23 protein-coding genes are annotated in these 22,324 nt (G+C 37.8%); 9 read left to right on the top strand and 14 right to left on the bottom strand.

The annotated features are described in order from the left end of the window. The first annotated feature begins 7 nt into the window (after nt 1-7). A complete protein-coding gene (locus tag JR347_RS18430; protein ID WP_262897028.1) occupies nt 8-142 on the top strand; it encodes a hypothetical protein in 135 nt (44 codons plus the stop codon). A gap of 127 nt (nt 143-269) precedes the next feature. On the opposite strand, the gene JR347_RS17490 is transcribed toward JR347_RS18430, so the two are convergent. From JR347_RS17490 to JR347_RS17480, 3 genes are all read right to left on the bottom strand, one after another. After that, complete coding sequence (locus JR347_RS17490; protein ID WP_205721865.1) at nt 270-881, bottom strand: sterol desaturase family protein; 612 nt, start codon at nt 879-881, stop codon at nt 270-272. Between the two features lie 69 nt (nt 882-950). Next, nucleotides 951-2,102: an N-acetyl-alpha-D-glucosaminyl L-malate synthase BshA gene (gene bshA / locus JR347_RS17485; RefSeq protein WP_205721864.1), complete on the bottom strand. Its 1,152-nt coding sequence runs from the start codon at nt 2,100-2,102 to the stop codon at nt 951-953. Between the two features lie 107 nt (nt 2,103-2,209). Further along, nucleotides 2,210-5,014, bottom strand: coding sequence for a serine hydrolase (locus JR347_RS17480; protein ID WP_205721863.1), 2,805 nt, complete (start codon nt 5,012-5,014; stop codon nt 2,210-2,212). A 79-nt stretch (nt 5,015-5,093) separates the two neighbouring features. Here JR347_RS17480 and JR347_RS17475 point away from each other — a divergent pair, with 79 nt between their 5' ends. Genes JR347_RS17475 through JR347_RS17460 form a run of 4 tightly spaced genes read left to right on the top strand, consistent with a single transcriptional unit; the run spans nt 5,094 to nt 8,992 of the window. Continuing rightward, entirely contained in the window at nt 5,094-5,441 is a 348-nt protein-coding gene (locus JR347_RS17475) for a hypothetical protein (protein ID WP_205721862.1), read from the top strand. Between the two features lie 2 nt (nt 5,442-5,443). Next, a complete protein-coding gene (gene mutL, locus JR347_RS17470; RefSeq protein ID WP_205721861.1) occupies nt 5,444-7,261 on the top strand; it encodes a DNA mismatch repair endonuclease MutL in 1,818 nt (605 codons plus the stop codon). Nucleotides 7,262-7,264: 3 nt separating this feature from the next. Then, a complete protein-coding gene (locus JR347_RS17465; RefSeq protein WP_205721860.1) occupies nt 7,265-8,059 on the top strand; it encodes a rhomboid family intramembrane serine protease in 795 nt (264 codons plus the stop codon). Between the two features lie 6 nt (nt 8,060-8,065). Beyond that, nucleotides 8,066-8,992 carry a rhomboid family intramembrane serine protease gene (locus JR347_RS17460; RefSeq protein WP_205721859.1) on the top strand — a complete coding sequence of 309 codons (927 nt, stop codon included), beginning with the start codon at nt 8,066-8,068 and terminating at the stop codon, nt 8,990-8,992. A 3-nt stretch (nt 8,993-8,995) separates the two neighbouring features. Here the strand turns inward: JR347_RS17460 and JR347_RS17455 are convergent, their stop codons facing one another. Continuing rightward, a complete protein-coding gene (locus JR347_RS17455) occupies nt 8,996-9,673 on the bottom strand; it encodes an SGNH/GDSL hydrolase family protein (RefSeq protein WP_205721858.1) in 678 nt (225 codons plus the stop codon). 172 nt (nt 9,674-9,845) lie between these two features. On the opposite strand from JR347_RS17455, the gene JR347_RS17450 reads away from it, so the two are divergent. Together JR347_RS17450 and JR347_RS17445 are read left to right on the top strand one after the other, a co-directional pair. After that, nucleotides 9,846-10,175 carry a PadR family transcriptional regulator gene (locus JR347_RS17450; protein WP_205721857.1) on the top strand — a complete coding sequence of 110 codons (330 nt, stop codon included), beginning with the start codon at nt 9,846-9,848 and terminating at the stop codon, nt 10,173-10,175. Beyond that, a complete protein-coding gene (locus tag JR347_RS17445; RefSeq protein ID WP_205721856.1) occupies nt 10,175-12,832 on the top strand; it encodes an ABC transporter permease in 2,658 nt (885 codons plus the stop codon). Before JR347_RS17450 ends, JR347_RS17445 begins: the two co-directional genes overlap by 1 nt. A 62-nt stretch (nt 12,833-12,894) precedes the next feature. Here the strand turns inward: JR347_RS17445 and JR347_RS17440 are convergent, their stop codons facing one another. The 9 genes from JR347_RS17440 to JR347_RS17400 all read right to left on the bottom strand — a co-directional run bounded on the left by JR347_RS17440 (nt 12,895) and on the right by JR347_RS17400 (nt 19,646). Further along, complete coding sequence (locus tag JR347_RS17440) at nt 12,895-13,812, bottom strand: TraB/GumN family protein (protein WP_205721855.1); 918 nt, start codon at nt 13,810-13,812, stop codon at nt 12,895-12,897. 103 nt (nt 13,813-13,915) lie between these two features. After that, the gene (locus tag JR347_RS17435) at nt 13,916-14,218 is read right to left on the bottom strand and encodes a hypothetical protein (protein ID WP_205721854.1); all 303 of its coding nucleotides are present in this window, start codon (nt 14,216-14,218) and stop codon (nt 13,916-13,918) included. After that, nucleotides 14,215-14,832, bottom strand: a complete 618-nt coding sequence (locus tag JR347_RS17430; protein ID WP_205721853.1) for a hypothetical protein — start codon at nt 14,830-14,832, stop codon at nt 14,215-14,217. Before JR347_RS17430 ends, JR347_RS17435 begins: the two co-directional genes overlap by 4 nt. After that, nucleotides 14,825-15,304, bottom strand: a complete 480-nt coding sequence (locus JR347_RS17425; protein WP_205721852.1) for an RNA polymerase sigma factor — start codon at nt 15,302-15,304, stop codon at nt 14,825-14,827. Before JR347_RS17425 ends, JR347_RS17430 begins: the two co-directional genes overlap by 8 nt. Nucleotides 15,305-15,402: 98 nt before the next feature. Beyond that, nucleotides 15,403-16,194 carry a hypothetical protein gene (locus JR347_RS17420; protein WP_205721851.1) on the bottom strand — a complete coding sequence of 264 codons (792 nt, stop codon included), beginning with the start codon at nt 16,192-16,194 and terminating at the stop codon, nt 15,403-15,405. Continuing rightward, complete coding sequence (locus JR347_RS17415; RefSeq protein ID WP_205721850.1) at nt 16,178-16,594, bottom strand: ABA4-like family protein; 417 nt, start codon at nt 16,592-16,594, stop codon at nt 16,178-16,180. The genes JR347_RS17420 and JR347_RS17415 overlap by 17 nt, the downstream gene beginning before the upstream one ends. A 4-nt stretch (nt 16,595-16,598) precedes the next feature. Then, entirely contained in the window at nt 16,599-16,817 is a 219-nt protein-coding gene (locus tag JR347_RS17410; protein WP_205721849.1) for a hypothetical protein, read from the bottom strand. 4 nt (nt 16,818-16,821) lie between these two features. Next, nucleotides 16,822-17,226 (bottom strand): hypothetical protein, encoded by a 405-nt coding sequence (locus tag JR347_RS17405; protein WP_205721848.1) that lies wholly within the window; start codon nt 17,224-17,226, stop codon nt 16,822-16,824. After that, nucleotides 17,226-19,646, bottom strand: coding sequence for a TonB-dependent receptor (locus JR347_RS17400; protein WP_205721847.1), 2,421 nt, complete (start codon nt 19,644-19,646; stop codon nt 17,226-17,228). Before JR347_RS17400 ends, JR347_RS17405 begins: the two co-directional genes overlap by 1 nt. 252 nt (nt 19,647-19,898) lie before the next feature. Here JR347_RS17400 and JR347_RS17395 point away from each other — a divergent pair, with 252 nt between their 5' ends. After that, nucleotides 19,899-20,945, top strand: a complete 1,047-nt coding sequence (locus JR347_RS17395) for a sensor histidine kinase (protein ID WP_205721846.1) — start codon at nt 19,899-19,901, stop codon at nt 20,943-20,945. Further along, nucleotides 20,942-21,709, top strand: a complete 768-nt coding sequence (locus tag JR347_RS17390; RefSeq protein ID WP_205721845.1) for a LytR/AlgR family response regulator transcription factor — start codon at nt 20,942-20,944, stop codon at nt 21,707-21,709. Before JR347_RS17395 ends, JR347_RS17390 begins: the two co-directional genes overlap by 4 nt. On the opposite strand, the gene JR347_RS17385 is transcribed toward JR347_RS17390, so the two are convergent. After that, nucleotides 21,706-22,302 carry a hypothetical protein gene (locus JR347_RS17385; protein ID WP_205721844.1) on the bottom strand — a complete coding sequence of 199 codons (597 nt, stop codon included), beginning with the start codon at nt 22,300-22,302 and terminating at the stop codon, nt 21,706-21,708. The two genes, JR347_RS17390 and JR347_RS17385, sit on opposite strands and share 4 nt — an antisense overlap. Nucleotides 22,303-22,324 lie beyond the last annotated feature (22 nt).

Here is a 22,324-nt window from a genome sequence, read left to right as displayed (position 1 = left end):
TCAAACGATGAGAAAGTCTATAGTTGCTATTTTATTAATGGGTTTTATCTTCTCAGCCTGCGGTTTTTACTCTTGCCCTACATATGCTAAAAAAGAGGAACCCAAAAAGGAAATTCAGCAAAGCCAGGATGAAAGGATTTAAGAATGTTTAAAAAGCTCAAAGACATGAACTTAATTAAAATTCTCGAAGATCTCTTAGATTATCGGCTAAGAAGGTATCGTGCGATGCACTATAAGATGAAAAAGAAACTGCAGAACAGCCAGCAGTCTTAGGGCATAGTGCGAAACACGTAATCCCACAATGGTGAACTAACACCAAAGGCCTTTTCATTGTCTTTATAGTGATGTATTCCGTGATGTACCCAAAGTGCTTTGAAAAAGTTCTTTGGAGGTTGGAATGCATGCACGATATAGTGCACGAATAAGTAACCGGCATAACCCGTTAAAAAGCCAGGTAAAAAGCCGAATACATAATCATCCATAATAAGTCTGAACAAGAATAACAGCACGGTAGCAATGGTCAAACTTGCCAAAGGTGGCATAGCTAATCTATCCTTATCCTTAGGAAACTCATGATGTACGCCATGCATGATGTACTGCATCTTTTCTCTGGTTTTTGTATACACTTCCATATGGAACAGATAGCGATGCATCAAATACTCTACCAACGAGAATACTAATAATCCTGTAAAAAATAAAGCAACCGTTATTCCCAAAGAAAGTGAAGTGTTAGTAGCACTGTAATACAATAAAGCACCTGAATACCCCAGAAATAATGTGATGGGAATAGATATATGTGTTCTTGTCAATCGTTCAATCCATGGATTGTCAGAAAGTTGTTTCGTGCCTTTGTTGTTAGGTTTTATATCCTTAATACTCATTTTTACTGACCGTTCTTAGAACAAAAATATAATAAGGTTAGATAATTTAATAGTGTAATGCGATATAGTTTATAACAGTTCGTTTAACTGCATTTTTTTGGTATTAGCTACCACTTTTTCATATAGGTTTTCATACAGTGGCAGTATCCGTGAGATATCAAATTCTTTTGCACGGTTTAATGCATTTTTCTTGAATTCAGGCAGGTTGGCTGGATCTAAGATATAGAGTGCGTTCTTAGTCATATCTTCCACATCACCTACTTTACTTAAAAATCCGGTCTTACCTTGGATGTTAAGTTCAGGTATTCCACCGGCTTTGGTAGATATAACGGGCACTTCACAGGCCATAGCCTCAAGAGCAGCAAGTCCAAAGCTCTCTTTCTCCGAAGGCATAATAAATAAGTCGGCAACTGAAAGTACTTCTTCTACTTGCTCCAACTTACCAAGAAAACGGATGTCATCGCAATCGCCCAATTCTCTACAAAGTGCTTCGATATGTGTTCTTTCAGGGCCATCGCCAACCAATAGAAGTTTGGCCGGAATAATCTTCCTAATGTTGTGAAATACTTTCACTACATCGTCAACTCGCTTTACTTTTCTAAAGTTAGAGGTGTGCACTAAAAGCTTCTCATCATTAGGGCAAATGGCTTTTTTGAAATGTTCTTTTTTCTGCTTTTTAAAGCGCTCTAAGTCAATGAAGTTAGGAATCACCTCAATGTCTTTTGTTATATCAAAATGCTCGTAAGTGTCTTTTCTTAAATCTTCAGAAACAGCAGTAACGCCATCTGAAGCATTAATGCTAAATGTTACTACCGGCTCGTAAGAGGCATCTTTACCTACGAGTGTGATGTCAGTACCATGCAAGGTGGTGATTACAGGAATATTAATGCCATGTGTTTTAAGTATTTGCTTGGCCATGTAAGCGGCAGAAGCATGTGGAATGGCGTAATGAACATGCAGTAAATCCAGCTTTTCATATTTAACCACATCCACCATTTTACTGGCTAAGGCCAACTCATAGGGCGCATAATCAAATAAAGGATAATTGCGTATTGTTACCTCGTGGTAAAATAAATTCTGGTTAAAGAAATCAAGCCTCGTTGGTTGTGAATAGGTAATAAAGTGTATCTGATGGCCTTCTTTTGCCAACGCTTTGCCAAGCTCAGTAGCTACAACACCACTACCGCCAAATGTTGGATAACAAACAATACCTATTTTCATGTGTCTATATTAATTTTCGATGGTCACATGGAATCTTCAATTAAGAATTCATTCTAGGTGCTCGTAAACTTCGAGCCTGAATTTTTAATGTCGATTTCATATATTTTTTAGTTACATCTGGCACCTGGAGATTCTTCATATTTCCAAATGGCCTGATAAATCAAATCCTGAATCCTTGTACGGATATTATTTTTAATAAGTTTTACATTATCCGCATCAGGATAAATTCGGTTCGACAGAAATACATAGACTAAGTCAAACTCAGGATCAACCCATACTGCAGTTCCAGTAAAACCAGTATGTCCAAAACTTTTTTTGGATGCATACACTGAAGTGGGGCTGTTCCACTCTGCTACCACAGGCTTATCCCAGCCAATGCCCCTACGATTGCTTTCATACTGCACAGATGTAAAACGGTCTAACGTTCCTTTCATAAAATACTCATGACCGCCATAATACCCACCTTGCAAGTTCATTTGAGCCAGTTTGGCCAAATCCAACGCATTACTAAACAACCCTGCATGACCAGCCACACCACCAACTAAAGCAGCACCTTGATCATGCACCATTCCATTAACAAGAGTTTTTCTAAAATAGTTGTCGTTTTCAGTTGGCACAATCAGGTTTTGAGGGAACTTACAAAGTGGCAGATAGCTAAGTGTACTCAGGCCCATTGGGTCGTAGAAGTTTTGCTGTAGAAACTCCTCCATGGGCTGATTGACCGATTTCTCTATAAGTCTCTGCATAATATAATAGCCCATGTCACTATATTTATAGTCGTATGTGGCTGTGGCTGCTTTGCTACGGAGTTTAGATGCTTTGACCCATTGCCATACACTGTCTTTAGTAATATTCGATATGTAAACACCTTCCGATAGCTGGTATGGGTAGTTGTCATCAGGGTGGTTGCTATAGTAAATACTGGCATAAGTGTCATCAGTGAGTGTTTCCTTCCAGAATGGTAGAAAAGGCCAAAGCCCGGCCTGATGTGTTAGAATATCTCTAATGGTCATGTTTTCCTTATTTGTACCCTTTAAATCTTCCAAATAAACAGATACCTTCTTGTCGAGATCAATCACTTGACGTTCTTCAAGGAACATGATGGCCTGAGTAGTGGCTGCAACTTTAGTAATGGAGGCCAAATCGTAAATGCTCTGATCATCAACACGCATTAAACTATCGTAGGTATGATAACCGAAAGACTTATTATAAATTACCGATCCTTTGCGTGCTACAAGAACCTGACAACCAGGTGTGGCCTTGCTTTTTATTGCTTCTTTAGCTATTTCATCAATTTTCGATAAAGTAATTCCATCAACATTTGTTTGTTCAGGAATTTTAAAAGCTAGTCTGTCAAGAGAAGTTATATTTTCACCTGACCCTAACGTTAGCTTATCACCGAGTGTGATGGGCAACCTTCCATTTGAGCTGGATGCTCCGAATATACTTTGTGGAAGTAATTTGCCCATTTTATCGTCAGAAGTATAATAGATCAGTTTTGATATTTCTGAATTGAAGGCTGTTAATTCAGGTCTTATAGGGCTGCATAAAATTATTTTTGCAGGGTCTAATGAATTGATCAATTCAATCCACTTTGTGTCGATAGATTCATCAAATAAACCAATAACAATATGGTCAAAAAGTGCAAGCGTTTCTTTTAACTTTTCGGTTGCATACGTGTGGTTGTAATGACTAAAGATTGAGTAGCTGCTTAGGTATTTTTGGAAGTAGGGATTAGAACCAATACTGAGCGAGGCAAAATTTTTATCTTCCAATACTTTTATTGGAAGGTGATCCTTGCCGGTAAGGTAGGTTATTGACTCTAGTAACGCAGCTTCATAAGCGGATGAAGCGCAAGGGTTATTTATTCGAGAAACTACATTAGTCTTAGAGATTACGCCTAAGTGATTATTTGAAAGGTCATATTTATAGGAAAGAAGCTTTTTAACCTTTTTCTCTACAGTGCTCAATGGAATATCACCTTTTCTTATCAGTTTTTTCATCTGCTTGATGGAGCTGTTGATATTGGCAGAAACCAGCAGATCGCTACCCAGTAACAAAGCTTGAGCTTCTGTTTTACCTGGTTTGTATTTAGGAATATTTTCGAGGTCTTCAGACAATATAAATCCTTTGAAATCCAAGTTCTTTCTAAGGTAATCGTAGGTGCTTTTTGAAACCGCTGCCGAGGATTTTTGATCAATAGATGATGTTAGATGATTCAGAGATATGAATTCCAATCTATTGGCGAATGCCTGTTTATAAACATTGAGATATTCTTCCAATTCTTTTTTCGACAATTTTCCGCTAATCGATGGAAATCCGGCTTTGCCAAGCCTGACATTTTTTGATTGGAATGCATCAAAATAGGCTGAGTCAACTTTTAAAAGGTTACCGATAAATTTGTTGGATACTTGTGAAGTATTTTGTGAATTGAACGGGGTATCATATGAATTCAGGGCTACATTAATTCCAAGATTTTTAAGTTGATTAACAAGCGCGTAAGCGTTGTTTTTTATCAATTCTTTATTTTGAACTGATGCCAGCGTTAATGTATTGGCCAATGGTTGTGCATCATCGAGCAGATCACCCAAACCATTGGAAGTATGAGCAAAAGATAAGAGCGGCAAACGGGAATGGGTTCGAAGCTCATTATTTAGTTGGGCCACATTCTTGGGGTTACCCGAAGTAATAACAAACCCTCCCAAAGTATATCGGTCGATGGTATTTAGTATGGCATTTTTATGTTCCCCATTTCCGTTTCCGTTCACAGGAAAAATCATCAATTGACCCAATCGCTGATCTAATGTTAACGAAGCATAAACACTATCCACCCATTGTGACTTTTCAGTTTGAGCATGAATTAATAGTGTAGTTAAGAGTAGTAAAAAAGTCAGATAAACTTTTCTAATCATGCGGTCGTTATTTTTACAGATTGCAGCTAATTATGAGTAGTTTTGTAATACTACGAAGTTAAACGAATAAACAGCAAGGATGAAGATTCCTTCTCTATTTAGAACACCAAGATATCAAAGATTTAACATTGAGCCACGGTATTATGATCCTGTGAAGGAGGAAGTAGATGAGCGTACCGAAAGAATTAAGCGCGAACTGCAAGCCAAAGGTGAAGGGGATGTTGATTACCGGTCTTCACGCATTGCCGGAGCGTTTAAAAAAGGCAGATCCGGGGGATCTGGTTCGGCAACGTTCACTCAATTAGTGATAATGATGTTGCTTGCCTTCGCAGTATTTGGCTATATCTACCTTGGTAATATTGCATTATACATATTTGCTGCTGCCGCTTCGCTTCTGTTATACTTAAAAATGAGGCGAATTATTTAAGCATGCCAGATATCATTAAGCTACTTCCGGATTCTTTAGCTAACCAAATTGCCGCTGGCGAGGTGGTTCAAAGGCCGGCCTCTGCCGTAAAAGAACTGCTTGAAAATTCGGTGGATGCCGAAGCTACTTTTGTGAAATTGATAGTGAAGGATGCTGGCAAAGTACTTATTCAGGTGATTGATGATGGAAAAGGCATGACAGAAACTGATGCCCGGATGAGCCTGGAGCGCCATGCGACCTCTAAATTGAGAACGAGCGAAGATCTGTTTTCAATCAGAACGATGGGTTTTAGAGGCGAGGCACTAGCATCAATGGCTGCCGTTGCTCAGTTGGAAATTAAAACAAAGCAGGAAGGGCAGGAGTTGGGCTCGGTAATTATAGTAGAAGCTTCTGAAGTAAAAAAGCAAGAGCCTATTGCATGTGAGAAGGGCACTTCTATTTCTGTTAAGAACTTATTTTACAATGTGCCCGCCCGTAGAAATTTTCTAAAATCTAACGGGGTGGAGATGAAACATATCGTGGAGGAATTTCAGCGTGTGGCGCTGGCAAACCCGGAAATCGGGTTTAGTCTCCATCAAAATGATATGGAGACTTACAATTTGCCAGCCGGCAAATTGAGCCAGCGCATTGTACATCTCTTCGGTAAAAATTATCAGCAGCAGCTTGTAGCTTGCGAAGAGAGTATCGATCACATAAAAATTAAAGGGTATGTGGGTAAGCCGGATTTTGCTAAGAAGACCAGAGGCGAGCAGTTTTTCTTCGTGAATAACCGCTTTATTAAAAGTAGTTATCTGAACCATGCTGTAACCAACGCCTTTCAGGGGTTAATATCAGAAAACAGCTTTCCTTTTTATGTACTTTTTATTTCTATCGACCCTAAGCACATAGATATTAACGTGCATCCAACCAAAACAGAAATTAAGTTTGACGATGAACGTACGGCTTATGCAGTGGTACGGGCTGCTGTTAAACAGGCTTTGGCAACGCACAACATTACACCAGCATTAGACTTTAGTGCCGATATTAACTTGGGGGAGAAAATGGCAATTCAACGTGAGAGTATTAAGGATAAAAATTACTCTCAATTTAGAACAGCTACACCCCGCGAGCAATCGAATCTGGAAAACTGGGACAGGTTATTCGATGAGAATAGTGGCAAAATTTCGATGAGTCAGATTGATGAATCTGATAGCGAAGAAATGACGATGACCTTCGGTAGCCAGATGAATGAGGAGGAACCCCAGGAATCAGCGCAACATATAGAGTCTACCATTTTTCAGCTTCATAATAAATACATTGTGAGCCAGGTAAAATCTGGAATGATGGTGATTAACCAACAGAGTGCTCACGAGCGTATTTTGTATGAGAAATATATTGAAACGCTGTCGAGCGGTTCCGCTGCCTCACAGCAGTCGCTATTCCCACAGGCCATTTCTTTAAACCCTTCTGACTTTAGTCTCGTAATGGAGATGGAGGAGGAGATAGCAGCACTGGGTTTTGATATTGAGCCTTTTGGTAAAAGTGATATTTTAATTAAAGGATTGCCCGTAGATTTGACATCGGGCAATGAAAAGGAAATCTTTGAAGGCTTGTTAGATCAGTTTAAAAAGAATGTTGAGTTATCGATGCCGAAAAACGAGAATTTGGCTAGATCGTTGGCTAAGCGAACCAGCTTAAAGTCAGGCACGAGGTTAACAGAAGTAGAAATGGAGCGATTGATCGATCAACTTTTTGGCTGTAGTAATCCTAATTATGCTCCTAATGGTCGGAAGACCTATCATATTTTAGATTTAAAAGCGATTGAAAACTTATTTGTATAGCAGATGATGAGACTTACACCAGTAGTTAAAAATCTACTGATCATAAATGTTGTTTTTTTCCTGATCCAAAACCTATTTACAGGACTTCATTTTACGGAGATGGTCTCGTTGTGGAAGTTCGGATCTGTGAATTTTGCTCCCTACCAGTTCTTCACCTACATGTTTGCTCACGGAGGCTTTATGCATATACTTTTTAATATGCTCGGGCTAATTTTTCTTGGGCCATTGTTAGAGCAATTCTGGGGACCCAAAAGGTTTTTAATATTTTATTTGGTCACAGGAATAGGCGCAGGCATCTTGTACAATGGCATTGAGTATGTGCAACTATCAAATTTGAAAAGTGAGGTGGAAAATTACGTAGCTAATCCGGATCCTGAGGCTTTCAACGCATTCGTAGTTGAAAATTGGGACTATAGCACGCCTAAGATTTACGATTTGATAGAAAAATATGCGCAAAATCCGAATAGTGAGTATTTAGAAAGGGAGAGTATCTCTATAGCGAAAGAAATTTACGACTTTAACATGAACGTTGGTTCAATGCTTGGAGCATCTGGGGCTATTTATGGAATATTAATGGCCTTTGGTTTGTTATTTCCAAACACAGAGTTAATGTTGCTGTTTCCACCAATACCCATTAAAGCCAAATATTTAGTGTTGATTTTGGGTGCAATAGCATTATATTCAGGGTTGAATAGAGAAACGGGTGATGTAACGGCACATTTTGCCCATTTAGGCGGAATGGTTTTTGCATTTATAATGATTCAGTTTTGGAAGAATGACCGCAACCGTTTTTATTGATAGAACATGTACGGAAGTATAAAAGACGATTTTAAAAATGCCTTCAACCGGCCGAACAGCTCACACACGCAGCTGATCATCATCAATGTGGTGGTGTTTCTATTTCTTGCTGTGCTAAATGTGTTTTCATCGCTATTTGGTTTTGAAGGTGTATTTGTATTTGTCTATGAGCAGTTTAGCATTCCACCTGTATTTTCGGAATTTATCACTCGACCGTGGACACTTATTACCTATGCTTTTGCGCATAGCCTAAGTGATATTTTTCATATCCTGTTTAATATGCTTGTATTCTACTGGTTTGCCAGGTTAATCATTGAATATCTGGGTAGTGATCGAGTAATAATACTTTATGTTTTAGGTGCTTTAGCAGGAAGTATCGCTTATTTGATGGTATATAATTTAGTACCTTTTTACATTGAGCGGTCAGGATTTTCCGGCATGGTCGGGGCATCAGCTGCCGTTTATGCTGTGGTAGTAGCAGCGGCTACTTTGCTTCCTAATTATACTTTTCATTTGATTTTTATTGGTCCTGTTAAGATTAAATATATTGCCGGGTTTTACATTGTATTGTCCTTCTTAGGATCAACTGGTGGCAATGCAGGCGGTAACATAGCCCATTTAGGTGGTGCGCTAATTGGTTATTTGCATATTAATAGTTTGCAAAAAGGTAGTGATTGGGGTCTTTGGATTATCTCAACTATGAATTTCTTTAAAAGCTTTTTTGTGAGCTCACCTAAAATTAAAGTAACACATAGACGGTCAGATTCATCGAAATCCAGTTCGTCAAGCTCTTCTTCTAGGGCATCAATGAGCAAGTCTAAGTCCAGCACCAGTCAGGATGAAATTGATGCTATACTTGACAAAATTTCTGAAAAGGGCTACGAAAGCCTAACCAAAGAAGAAAAGCAGAAGCTCTTCAACGCAAGTAAGTAGCTGTTAGTTATTTTCCATTATTGTTTTCCAAATAATTTCAGCTGCTTTTTCACTTCCTTTTACTGAGGGGTGAAAAGAGTCAGGTCCGTAATAACTAAAGTCATTGGTAAGATCAAAGTGTTTTTTCCAAACCTTGCCTACCGGAGCCAGCAGTGCATTATTAATTGTAGCAGCATTTGTATAATTGGCTATCACTCCATCAAATGTATAATAGTACGTAATTGCTGGCCAAACCATAAAGTAGATAAGCTGAGCGCCACCATTGTCACACATTTCTTTAATCTGGCCGCCAAAACTAATCAATGACTCTCTTCCATAGGCTTGAGACGAAGGACCTTGTTGAATAATGACAAAGTCAAACTCTTGTGTTTCAATCAATCCTTGTATTTCACCATCATTAATGTGATCTTCTAAAGCGTAGTTGGGTTCTGCGATCATAGAAGTTACCAAATTGTAATCATCATCTTCACCTAATTTTTCCACTAATTGAGGAAGGTTGTTAGTGTAGGTAAGGCTGTTGCCGATAAATAATAATTTGAGCTCACCTTTTGATGGGTTACTTGAGTCATCAATCGGATTAGAAGAACCACTTTGGGTGTTATTTGGAGAAGTTGTATCATCTTCTGCGCAGGCTGTGAGAAAACAGCAAATTATAAGAAGATTAATGAGCGCTAGCTTCATACGTTAATTTTTCTGTAAGATAGGATGCTGTTTGTATTTATTGTTCCCCCTTAATGGGTGAAACCTTCTTTTTGCCGCAACAATCAAGATAGTTTAAGCCAACTTCAACCATTTCTTTTACAATTCGTATAGAAATAAATATATTTGTTTTACAATTTATATATAAATCAATATGTCAACTATTTATTTAGGCGAATTTGAAGAGTTAATGCTTACCATGGTCGGTATTTTGAAAGAGGAGGCTTACGGTAATGCCATTGTAGAGGAAGTAAAAGCCCAACTGGAAAGAAAGGTTAACCTCAGTGCTGTTCACGTAACTCTTTATCGCTTAGAGGACAAGGGACTTTTGAAATCATTCATGGGTGGAGCTACCAATGAAAGAGGGGGGCGAAGAAAACGCTACTTTGAATTGACATCAGCTGGGGTAAAAGTATTACAATCGCTACAAGAACAACGAATGAAGCTATGGAAACTCGTACCTGAACTTAAATTCAGTATCTGATGCATCAGCCTCCGAAATTTATTCAATCACTTTTGGCAAAAATATGCCCTGAATACCTATGGGAAGGTATTGCAGGTGATCTGGAGGAACAATTCTATTACGACATTGAAGAATTAGGCTATAAAAGGGCCAAACAAAATTATTTCTGGAATGCGGTCAAATTTATACGTCCGGAAATATTATTACGCAACAAGTTCAAACTCAAAATAAACAACACAATCATGATTACTAACTACATTAAAATTGCGGGTCGCCACATGGCGCGTAGAAAACTATTTACATTCATTAATGCTTTCGGTTTGAGCATTGGTTTAGCCTTTGCATTGCTCATATATCTGTATATTCAGGATGAACACAGTTTTGATAAGTTTCATGCCAATGCTGAAAGAATCTACCGTGTAGAAGAGTACGCATACAGAGCCTGGGATCCTGATCCTGAAAATCCATATATACAATCACCCTGGCTACAAACTCCATTTGCTCCCACCGTTAAGGAAGAATTGGCAGAAGTGGAATTTGCTGCAAGATTTGACACTGGTGAAGAGTATGTTGTAAAAAGCGGTAAAAAGATTTTTACCGAGCCTATCACATTTACCGATCCGGACTTTTTTAAAATGTTCTCTTTTCCTATCGTTTCAGGGAACCAAAACGAGTTTTTGAAGGAGAAACATCACGCCATTATTACTGAAGCTATGGCCAAAAAGTATTTTAATGATGTTGATCCTTTAGGTGCTACTTTGCTCATTGATATTGATGGAGAAAAGGAATTTGAAGTTGTTGGAGTAATGCAAAACCCACCTGCGAATTCAAGTTTATATTTTGATATTCTGGTTAATCAAACGCATAGGTTTAATTATGAACGTTCATTGGCCAATTGGTCAAGCTTTAACACACCTACCTTTGTGCAGCTGAGAAAGGGGGCAGATTATGCTCAGTTCTTTGATAATTTACAAGGCATTCGAGATAAGTATATGTCTGAGCGACTAGCCAGAAGTAAAGAGCGTTATTCAATCCCTGATGATGTTACCCAGTTCGAGTATCACACAACCAGATTAGATAACATTCATTTAAACAATAATATGTACTGGCATAAGGTTAGCGATCCTCAATACTCTTACATACTTGGTGCATTGGCTTTGCTTATCACCATTATTGCGGCAATCAATTATATATCATTAGCATTAACCACTTCTACACTTAGAAGTACCGAAGTCGGAGTTCGTAAATCGATAGGGGCGAGTAAAAACCAGTTAATAAGTCAGTTTGCGGTAGAGTCTGTTGTACTCGTATTTGTATCGCTAATTTTAGGAGTGCTTCTTATGTATTTGTTTCTGCCGACTTTTAATGACTTTACAGGTAAAGCAATTGAATTAAACTTTCTCAACTTATTAGAAATAGCCGGTTTCGCTGTACTAATTTCTTTAGCTATTGGCCTATTGGCAGGTGCTTATCCAGCCTTCTTTCTATCATCATTCAGTCCAACCAGAGTGTTAAAAGGTGGCGCTTCAACTAAGGTAAGGGCAGGAATAGCAAGACCATTGGTGTTACTTCAATTTACACTATCTACCACGTTGATAATTTCTGCTTTTGTGATGTACCAGCAGATGAAGTACATCACAACAAAAGACCTTGGTTTTAAAAAAGATCAGGTACTAGTGGTGCCCATTCAGTTAGGCTGGACTGAGGAGGCCAATCTGGCAGTGGAAAGAGTGCGAAATAATCTGCAAAATGAACCTGATATTGTAAGTGTGGCAGGAACAACTTCATCTTTTAACAGAGGCTGGTCAAGGTATGGGTATGAAATAAATGGCGAGAATAAAAAGGCCTATGTATGGGCGGTTGACCCTAGTTATATTAATGCCATGGGAATAGAACTACTTGAAGGGAGGAATTTCAGTGCATCAATACCTTCTGACACCACTGCTCTAATTGTAAATGAGGCACTTGTAAAAGACATGGGTTGGGACACCCCATTAGACGAATACCTAAATTGGAGAGAAGATACTGCTAGTCTTGGTTACAAAGTAATAGGCGTGGTAAAAGACTATCATTTCAGATCATTGGAATCTGAAATTGAGCCGATGTTTTTGTCTATGGATAAGTATGAAATAGGTTACTATACAACACTACTCATCAAATTAAAAGCAGGGAGCCTTCCCGGTGCGCTAGATAAGGTAGAAGAAGCATTTAATGAGTCGATACCCGATAAGCCTTTTGAGTATACATTTTTGGATGAAGATATACAGTCTCAATATGCCTCTTTTGAACGTTGGATGAACATTATGGGACTTGCCACCATCTTCGCACTGTTAATTTCTGGATTGGGATTATTTGGTTTGGCAGGAATAAATGTGGTGAACAGAATGAAAGAAATTGGAATAAGGAAGGTATTTGGAGCGCCTGTTTCATCCATATTCATTTTGGTGAACAAGCAATTTGTGCTTATGGCTTTGATTGCGTTCATTATTGCAGCTCCATTGGCTAGTTACCTGATGAATAACTGGTGGCTGGGAGATTTTCAGTTTAAAATTGAAATGGGCTGGCCAATTTATGTTGTTTCCTTTTTGATTGGGTTGACAGTAGCTCTTTTAACAGTTACCTACCATGGTATTAGAGCGGCCAGGTTAAATCCAACGAGTACGTTGCGGTATGAGTGATTGGCGGAAATAAGTGAAAAGAGGGTTTTGATGTATCATCAAAACCCTCTTTTTTCAACTGTCTAATCAATACTATTTGCGACCGGAGTTAGTTGATAACCTTCTTTCTTTAATAGGTTAATTACTCCTTGCTCACCTGCCAGATGCATAGCGCCTACAGCAAAGAAGGTAGGTTTTTCTTTTGCATGCTTTTCAATTTTAGCTATCCAGTCTGTATTTCTATTATTTATGAGCAGGTCTTCAAATTGGGTATATTCAGGTGACTCGTCCATCAGTTTTTTCAATTTGATTAAGTCTTGTGCTTTGTAGGCAGCCACCATCTTTTTAAAATCTTCTTGTCCCTCTTCAAATTCTTTGATACTCGTTACTAGGAGTTTTATTTGATCTTTGATTGGAACATTGTCAAAGAGTGAAGTCTGAAATTCAACCGTTTCAAGGCCTAGTAACTCAACTTCTCTTTCCTGAGCGTTCTTTACAAAATTCTGTTCATAACTTTCCTGCGCCTCACAAGTAACTGACTTCTGAATAACCATAGACAAAAGGCCGAAGGGCTTAACAATTCCAAGTTGAGCAAGCCCGGCTCCATAGTTGGCTTTTAAGAAAGTGTCAACTACTTCTTTATCTTCTTCAGAAAACTCAGATGCTATGTTTTTCATTCCGTTATTCAATGAACCTTGCTGCATCTTCGCCATAAATTGCGGGTCATCCATATCCAATTCTAGAATGGTTTGCTCCGTTTCATTCAGCTTCGACTGCATTGTTTTGGTAAAGAAGAAATCATCTTTACAAATCATATGAATTGTGCCGTAGAGGTATGATGGTTCTTTGAGTTCTTTTCCTTCTATTTTCCAAAGAAGAGTTTTAGCATCTTGGGCGCGAGTAACACGTGCCAGAAACATTCCAATAAAAAATGAAAGAATAAATATTACTGTCTTTGTTAAAAGGTTTTTGATTCGTTTTTTATCTAATGTGAGTGCCATTTTAAATTCGATTTAATAGTGATAATTAACTTTAAATTGAACGTTCAATTGGTAAGTGCTGATAAGCGGATGAAAATTACAAAGGGGAGAAATAAATTATTTGCTAGGCATATAATATAAATGCACAGGCACCAAGAGTATACTCTTCCGTACTACCTTGTCCTATAAGTTTGCCTATAATTTGTCCATTAGTATTAATAATCTGCCCATCTGAGTGGCTCACAAGTGGTGTGTCATTATTGATAGATAAACCTTTATTTCCATCGATTGTCATAATTATCTGACCCATACTATTGATGATATTATTACCATCTAAATGGGCCAAGACCTGACCCTGACTATTCTTTATTTTCTTGTCAATTATTTGGAAAAGAGTTTGATTGATATTGTTCTGAACTTTTATCATTCTCCCTTCTTATTTAGTTCATTTATATCTTCTGCCAACTGATTCAAATATTTTCCAAAAGCATACTTATTCATCCATTTTGCAAACCAATGGCACAAAGGGGTAAGAATAACAATAACCGTTGCCCAAACGGCCCAGCCTTTCCAAGTGTCAAAAAAATCAGAATTATCATGTTCGAAATTAAGGCCAATAATAAAACCTGCACTGGCTGAGATAGGATATAGCGTAAGGCCTATGAGTTCTTCGTATCTGAGTATTCTTTTAACTTTAAAATAATAATTTTCAAGTGTTGACTTAAGGTTTTTACTAAGATCCAGTTCATCTTTAATAACCTTTCGTTCCTTCATTAGTATTAGGCCACTTACAAGGTAAACAGCTATGATTATGTATAATAGTATATCAGTTACCGGATTGGTTTCAAGATAGATTATCAGGATAAAAAGTAGCATACCACCCCAAACAAACCAGGTTTTCCACTTTAGTTTTTTGTTTAATGTTTCAATAACGCCTATACTTTTAGAGCGTATGCTATCTCTAAGCTGATTTACATCAAACTGGATATCTTTAGATTCATTTTCTTTAAGTTCGTCCCAAGCCTTTTTTAACTCATCCATTAGCTTGTAATTTTCGTTTTAACTCTTCTTTAACGCGGTGTATTCGCACGGCCACATTATTCTTAGTGATACCTATCATCTCAGCGATTTCATCATTATTATAATCTTCCAGATGAAGTGTTATAATTGATTTGTCGATATCGTTGAGTAGCCTAACAGCTTGCATTAATTTCAACGATCTGTCCGACATTTCAGAAGATGGTTGTTCAATATCAAAAGTATCTTCCAGTGGTTGCTTTTGTAATCTCGATTCTTTCCGATTGAAGGTCATTACTGTATTCAGGCCTACACGATACAGCCAGGTAGAAAACTTAGAATCACCTCTAAAACGGCTCATCGATTTCCAGGCCTGAAGCACAATCTCCTGATACATATCCTTTTTATCCTCCTGTGTGTCCACATACAGATAAAGGATCTTGTTAATGATGCCTTCGTGCTCTTTAACTTTTGATAAGAATAGTTCTTCGTTCACTGATTGAAATGATCAACTTAACGAGTATGTATAAAACGTATAGTAAAAATTACAGACTAGAGTAAAATGTTCAATATTAAATATTAATCTACTGATAATCAGTTATTTAATTTTATAAAGGGTTTGCCATATAAAGCCTGAATTAAAGTGAGTATGGCAAAAATCAGGTATAAAAATCCAGTTGTAATTACAATGGATTTACCGTTTGTCACATCGATTCTTGCTATTAGAATTGCTAGCAGAGGTAAAATTTGAATGGCATGCAGGCTGATAAAGTGCGAAACTCGTAAGTCGCCTCCTACAGTACTCCAATTTGTAAATGGCAGTCCCATTCCTCCATCGGCAATACCGATACTGTGCTTAAGATTACTGGCCATCATAAATCCGGAGATTCCTACAAAAAGGAAAATGATTAACCCCAACCAAATAGCCCAGAGTAGCGCTTGCGGAATTGCAATTGGTTGTTTTATGAACTCAATAAGTAAGTAGGCATAAACAACATAAGTGATGGTAATTGCAATACCCATGAGTGGAAAAAGAATACTTCCCAGTGGATCAGTTATATTAAAATGAGACAACTGACCTCGAGCCGCCTGAATTATGATGCATATTATTTCAATAAGCATGGTTACTATTAGCAACCACACCACTAAATTCTTTCTGCTAATAGAAATGGGCAGTAGTTCAATGATATAGGCTGACGTTATTAGAAAAATGCTAATTGAGATGGCAAACTTCAGTGGCTTCAACCAAATATTCACGCCCATGAGCATTCGCGAATCAACTATCATTAAAACGAAGCAAACTACCGCCAGAATAATAAATAGTAAGCCAAACTGACTTAGCAGACTGTTTACTCTACCAGGTAAATAATTAATTAACCCTTCCAACTTTTGCGAACTTTAGTAGTTGAAATAATAGAAAACCAACAGGACCCAACATAAAACAAAAGAGGAGGCACGGTATGATAAACCAATGTTTAATTCCTAAATCCTCGGCTTGATTAACAATCCAATTACCAACCAAAAGGTCAAAAGCTAAATAATGTATCCAACCTATTAAGATAGCATCGTCTAAAGTGAAAAGTTCTTTCACACCTGTAAGGCTTCCAAAAGCTGAATAGTCAATGGAAGGGCCAGTTATTAAATAGAAAGCATAAATGAACGCCAGCATTGAAGCTGCTAGTTGAATGGCAATGCTTCTGTGCTTCCATTTAGGGGTAACTATAAGTAGGATCCAAAAAGGAAGAACCCAAATGTTGACGAGACTAAAAACGGTTGAACTATCCATGAGTTTATTTGATTAGTTGTGCTTTAAAACCCAAGGTCTGAATATATTGGCTTATTTCATAGGGATTTAATCTACCGTGATTCGTTTCAATTCGTAATACATGATCTGAATCAAATAAATCCACATGCGCACTTAAGTGAGGAAAACATAAATGGATAAGTCCGATGATAATATTTGCCTGTTTTGATGAATTGATATTGGTGGAGAAAATTTCGACTTGCATGATTTTATTGTTTAGGTTGTTCCGTTAGCCAGTCTACTCCGGCTTCGACAGTATTTAAAATTTTAAAAGTAAAGGCATTAATAAAATTGCCCAGAATCAATTTTAACTCTGTTAAGCTCTCTGCATCAGTTGCCACACCTATAATCAAGGCAACTTTAATTTTGATGCGTGGTTTAATTATATTTTCAAAAGCTAGTTTAAGTTGTTCGTTGCTTTCAGAGTTTAACGTAGGCACTTCAATTAATAGGCGTTCCAGTTCAAATGAAGATATATAACTTTTTAAGTTGTTAATGAGAAGTTGCTGAAAACCAGTATCTGAAGTGAATTGAGACTTCAGGTGAAGAAATCTAATTTCTTCACCTAATTGAAGCCTTGCCTGATCATTTAGTCGTACTTCGAAAGCCATCATTAAAACTGTATTCTATACATCACATCTGGGAAGAAACCATTTTGCTCTACCACGTCCACTCTGCCGGTTACTTCGTTATACCTTCTGGTAAACTCATTTTCAATTCCTAAAACGTTCTGAAGATCTACAAAAAATTGATGTGAAATATTTTTGTTTTTGCTATTTAATCGAACTCCAAATTTTACATCCCATCGTACGTAATCAGCTAATGATTCTTCGTAGGCCCTATTTTCGTTAAACACTTCGCGCCCACCATTATTGATAGTTTCCTGAAGGTTGATTTGCGTATACGGTCTGCCACCCGCAGTGGTGAATTTGGTATCGAAAGTCCAGGCGTTTTTACCCCCAGGACCAAATTTCCATTCTTTTCCTAGCAGTAAATTGTATACATAATTTCCATTATAAGCAGTATTTCTTTCTACGCCATCGCTACCTTCGTATTTGGAGTTAAACACTGATGCTGTTGAAAGTAGGTAGTAACCTTTGCTGAAGAACTTTTCAATAGTGAGTTCTACACCAGTATTAAAGCCAGTGCCATCATTCACTAAGTTGCCTTTTTCCCTGAACTCAAAATCTGAACCTTCATTGATAACAGAATAGCTGGAAGGGGTTGACTCCACTGGCACATCGAACAAGCTTTGATAATACGCCTCAGCTTTTAACCTCCAGTCAGTGCCTAAATTCCTATCGTAAGCCAATACAAAGTGGTGGCTTTTAATGAAGTCTAACTCGTCATTAGTACGTTCAAATGTGTTGTTCGCTGGGTCAAATTCGGTGTAGAATAAAACGGGGCCAGGCACTACCTGAGAATGCAGTCCGTAGCCTACGCTCCAACGTTGGTTAGGTCTGGCTTGCCAGCTAAGTCCAATTCTTGGTTCAGCAATAAAATCTTCAGTATAGTCCAAATACTGGCCATGTAATCCAAACGTAAGGCTTAAATCATCAGTGATGTTATTTTCTGCCTGTGCGAATACTTGTGTTAAATTATACTGGTCATCTACAAACAATACTTGTGGTAGTAGATCGGGAATACCATCGTTATTATTGTCAAGGCCCTCATCAGCGAGGTTTCTATTATCGGCATTTTTAGTATCGATCTTCAAATCGTAAGTTTCATTTAAGAAACCCGTTGTTAAACTCCATTTCGCGTTAAACTTTTTGTTTAAAGTAGATGATAGAGTAAGCCTATTTTCTTGTTGCTCCGATTCTGTTGCACGATATTTTCCGGTTATTGGACCATTTGGTTCACTTCTAAATAAATTGTCCTGATCGAAATCGGAAGAATTGTAATTAACACCTACTGTAGTTTTAAGAAAGGTGGTTTTGTTGAGTTTGATGGTATTACTCAAACCAATGAGTCCAAGTCCGTTTTCAACAAAAGCATCCTCATTCGGGTTGGCAAATAGATCATCTTCTTCAATTTCATCGCCAAGAAAATCGATGTTGCTTATACCTCCAAGGCCAAATAATTCCCATTTTCCACTCTTCGTGTTGCCGCTATTCAGTTTAAAAGAAAAGTCCTGAAAAAATGGTGTAGCGCTTGTGCCGGTAGCGGCTAAACTGGCTATACCGTATCTGTAAGAAGCAATAAATGAACCTCCTGTTTCTTTAAAAACGGGCCCTTCTGCCATAAACTCCAATCCACTAAAGGCAGCTAGTTGTCCGGTAAATTCAAATTTATCTTTGTTGCCATCTCTGAAGCCTACATCAAAAACAGCAGAAGTGGCATTACCATATTCTGCAGGAAAAGCACCGGTAAGAAAATCGGAAGTGGCCAATAAATTCGGATTCAATGCATTTACAGGGCCACCTGTAGTACCAAAAGCAGCAAAGTGATTGGTGTTTGGCATAGGAATACCTTCAATTCTCCATAATAACCCAGTGGGAGAATTTCCTCTTACCACAATATCGTTTCGTGAATCATCTGGTGCACTTACACCTGCGAACGAAGTGGCTAATCTAGCTACATCATTTCTTCCACCTGAAAAACGAAGAGTTTCTTCCAGGTTAAACGTTCTGCCACTTACCTTGGCTAAATCATTTAGAGGTAAGTCCTTATTTGCATCTGCCGTTATTACAATTTCATCAAGCTTCTCAACCGACTCTTCCAGTTTTACATTTAGCACTACTTCTTTACCTGATGTGACAAGAACGTTTGGTAGAGTGATACTTTTGTAACCTACATATTGGACAATAAGTGTTTGTCTGCCAACGGGTACTTTTTCTAAACGGAAATTACCCTCTAAATCCGTTACGGTTCCGATGAGAGGTTCACTGTTAGCTACTATAATTGATGCCCCAATAATTGGGTACTCTGCCTGTTGATCTATGATTGTGCCTTTTACTACTTGCGTTTGAGCTTGTAGATTAAAGGATAGAAAGCCAAGACATACTAAAAATAAAGGTCTGAGATTTTTCATTTTCTTTTTTTGTTTGAATCTGAGACCAATGTATGAGGCTGATCAATTTTAAGAAATGAGTTTTTAGGTGAAGCCATAAATAAGTAAAATGAGACAGGATTATTTATGATTTACGCTGCATGGCTTCTATTGGGAAGTAAGTATTGCTTCAAATGAAATAAATTAGGTTTCAAATGTTAATTATCCGGTTTGAGTTGAGATTGTGTTCCATCTTATTACCAGAAAATCGTATTTTGTACAAATTTGAAGCTGATGAAAATAGCAGGAATTACTTTTAAGGAGGTTTACGTTCGTTGGATAGGCATCTTTATATTGTCTTATATTATGATGTTAATTCATGGTATTGACGAAGGACAAACACCATTAGAGAAATACTTTACCTCATTCATATTTACAGCTACCTATTGGAATGCGGCATTCGCCATGTTCATGTACTTCAGAAGGAGATTTCCACAGATTAGACAAACCCCCAAAAGATTATTGATCACATTTGTTTCTTTGGTTTCTTTTATGACTGTGGCAGATCCAATTTTATGTTCAATCTTTAACTTTAATCAAGATCAGGATATTTTCTCTTTCTCTTATTTAGCCGGAAATGCCGTGATTAACGTTATTACCGCTTCAGTTGTAGGATCGGTATATGAAAACGTATACTTCTTTGAGCAGTGGAAAAATTCAATCCGGTTAAATGAGGAGCTTAAAAATCAGCAGATTCGAACACAATTCGAGGTATTACAAAATCAGATGAGTCCACATTTTTTATTTAATAGTCTGAATACCTTAACTACTCTCATAGCTGAAGACCAAAATTTGGCTGTGAATTTCACGGAGAAACTCTCGGAGGTGTATCGTTATATTTTGCAGAATAAAGAGAAAGAGTTGGTGTCATTGGAAGATGAATTAGCTTTTGTGAAAGCGTATATTTTTCTTCTTCAGATGCGCTATCCTGAAAACCTGTCAGTAGATATTCGAGTGGCTGATAGTTATATGGAAAAAAGTATAGCTCCACTCACGTTGCAGATGCTGGTTGAAAATTCAATTAAGCATAATGTGATATCAAAAGCGCATCCACTACACATAGAAATATACGCTGAAAATGGAAAATCACTTATTGTGAAGAATAACCTTCAGGAGAAGAAATCAATCGAAAAATCTACAAAAACCGGCTTGCAAAATATCAGAAAACGCTATGCCTATTTTGGAGATTATAATATTGACGTGATTGTCACACATGGCAATTTTATGGTGGCCGTTCCTCTTTTGAATGTAGTTAGCGAAAAAAGTCTAGTTTCAGCATGAAAATACTCATCATAGAAGATGAAGCGCCAGCATTCAGAAGGCTTCAGAAAGTGCTGGAGGAAATCAATCCGGATATTGAGATTGTAGAGGTAATCGACAGTGTGGAAGAATCCGTGATGTGGTTGAGAAATCATAATGAGCCTGACCTCATCTTCATGGATATTCAGTTGAGTGATGGAATTAGCTTCGAGATTTTCGAGAAAATTAAGATCACCAAACCAGTCATATTCACCACAGCATTTGATGAGTATATGCTAAAGGCCTTTAAGGTGAGTAGCATCGATTACCTACTCAAACCCATTAAAAAAGAAGATTTAGCTCAAAGCTTACAAAAATATAACGACCTGAAAAATACGTTTGGTAGTACCAATGCTGCTGTTGATTTAAATGAACTGATTGGTAAAATTAGAATGGATGACAGGAAATTCAAGTCAAGATTTTTGTTGAAGCAAGGCGAGAAACTTCTTTCAGTAGAAACCAGTGACATTGCTTATTTCTTCACCAAAAATGGAGTGGTTTACCTTGTAACACTAGACGATAAGAAGTATTTGATGGATTATAACCTGGACGAGCTTGTTAACCAACTGGATCCTGAGCGATTTTATAGAGCCAATCGCCAATATTTAATTGGTTTCACTGCTATTCAGGCAACTCATAAATACCACAAAGGTAAGTTGCTTGTGGAGTTAACTCATAAACCTGAAGAGCCCGTTACTATTAGTGCGGAAAAAGCCACCGATTTTAAGAACTGGCTAGGATCTTAATTATCTACAGGCGGTGTAACCATAATATGTGCTCTATGTGTTCCCGGGTCCATAATCCAAGGTCCGCCAGGCACAAGCGGCCTGATTGGCAGACCAGTTGACTCCTGAGTGGCGTAAGGAATATAAACTACATACCTTAAATTGGCGTTAACCACTTCCCCTTTTTCGGCATCATAATACCCATTCGCACCTGATAAAACGTGAAGTGTTGCAGGGTTCTTTGGTAGAATTAATTTACCTTCTTCAGCTTCCTTAGCACGAATATCAAAAATTTCCTCCCTTGATTTCCCTTCAGCTTGTAGTTCTCTTCCTCGTGCCATGAAAGGCTCTAAATCTTTGTGATAGCAAGACGAATTGTAGCCTTCTTTTTGAGGATCATCAGCAAGACAAATTAATTCGTTAGTTCCTAGTTTGATGATGACCAACTCATTTTTGTCATTATATCCCATGACGGTGGCATCTGCTCGCTTTTCTTCTGGTGCAGCCATCACAGCTGAGGCAATTTGTTGTTCTTTGTTCGGTATTTGTGCTTCACAGCTTGACAGGGATAAAACAATAAGGGATAATGATAAGGTTAGTTTAAAAGTGCTCATAGCTGAATCGGTTAATTCCAAT

It is taken from the genome of Fulvivirga lutea (genome assembly GCF_017068455.1).
Classification (GTDB): domain Bacteria; phylum Bacteroidota; class Bacteroidia; order Cytophagales; family Cyclobacteriaceae; genus Fulvivirga; species Fulvivirga lutea.
The sequence above is the reverse complement of the archived record's forward strand: the minus strand, read 5'-3'. Positions and strand labels throughout refer to the sequence as shown.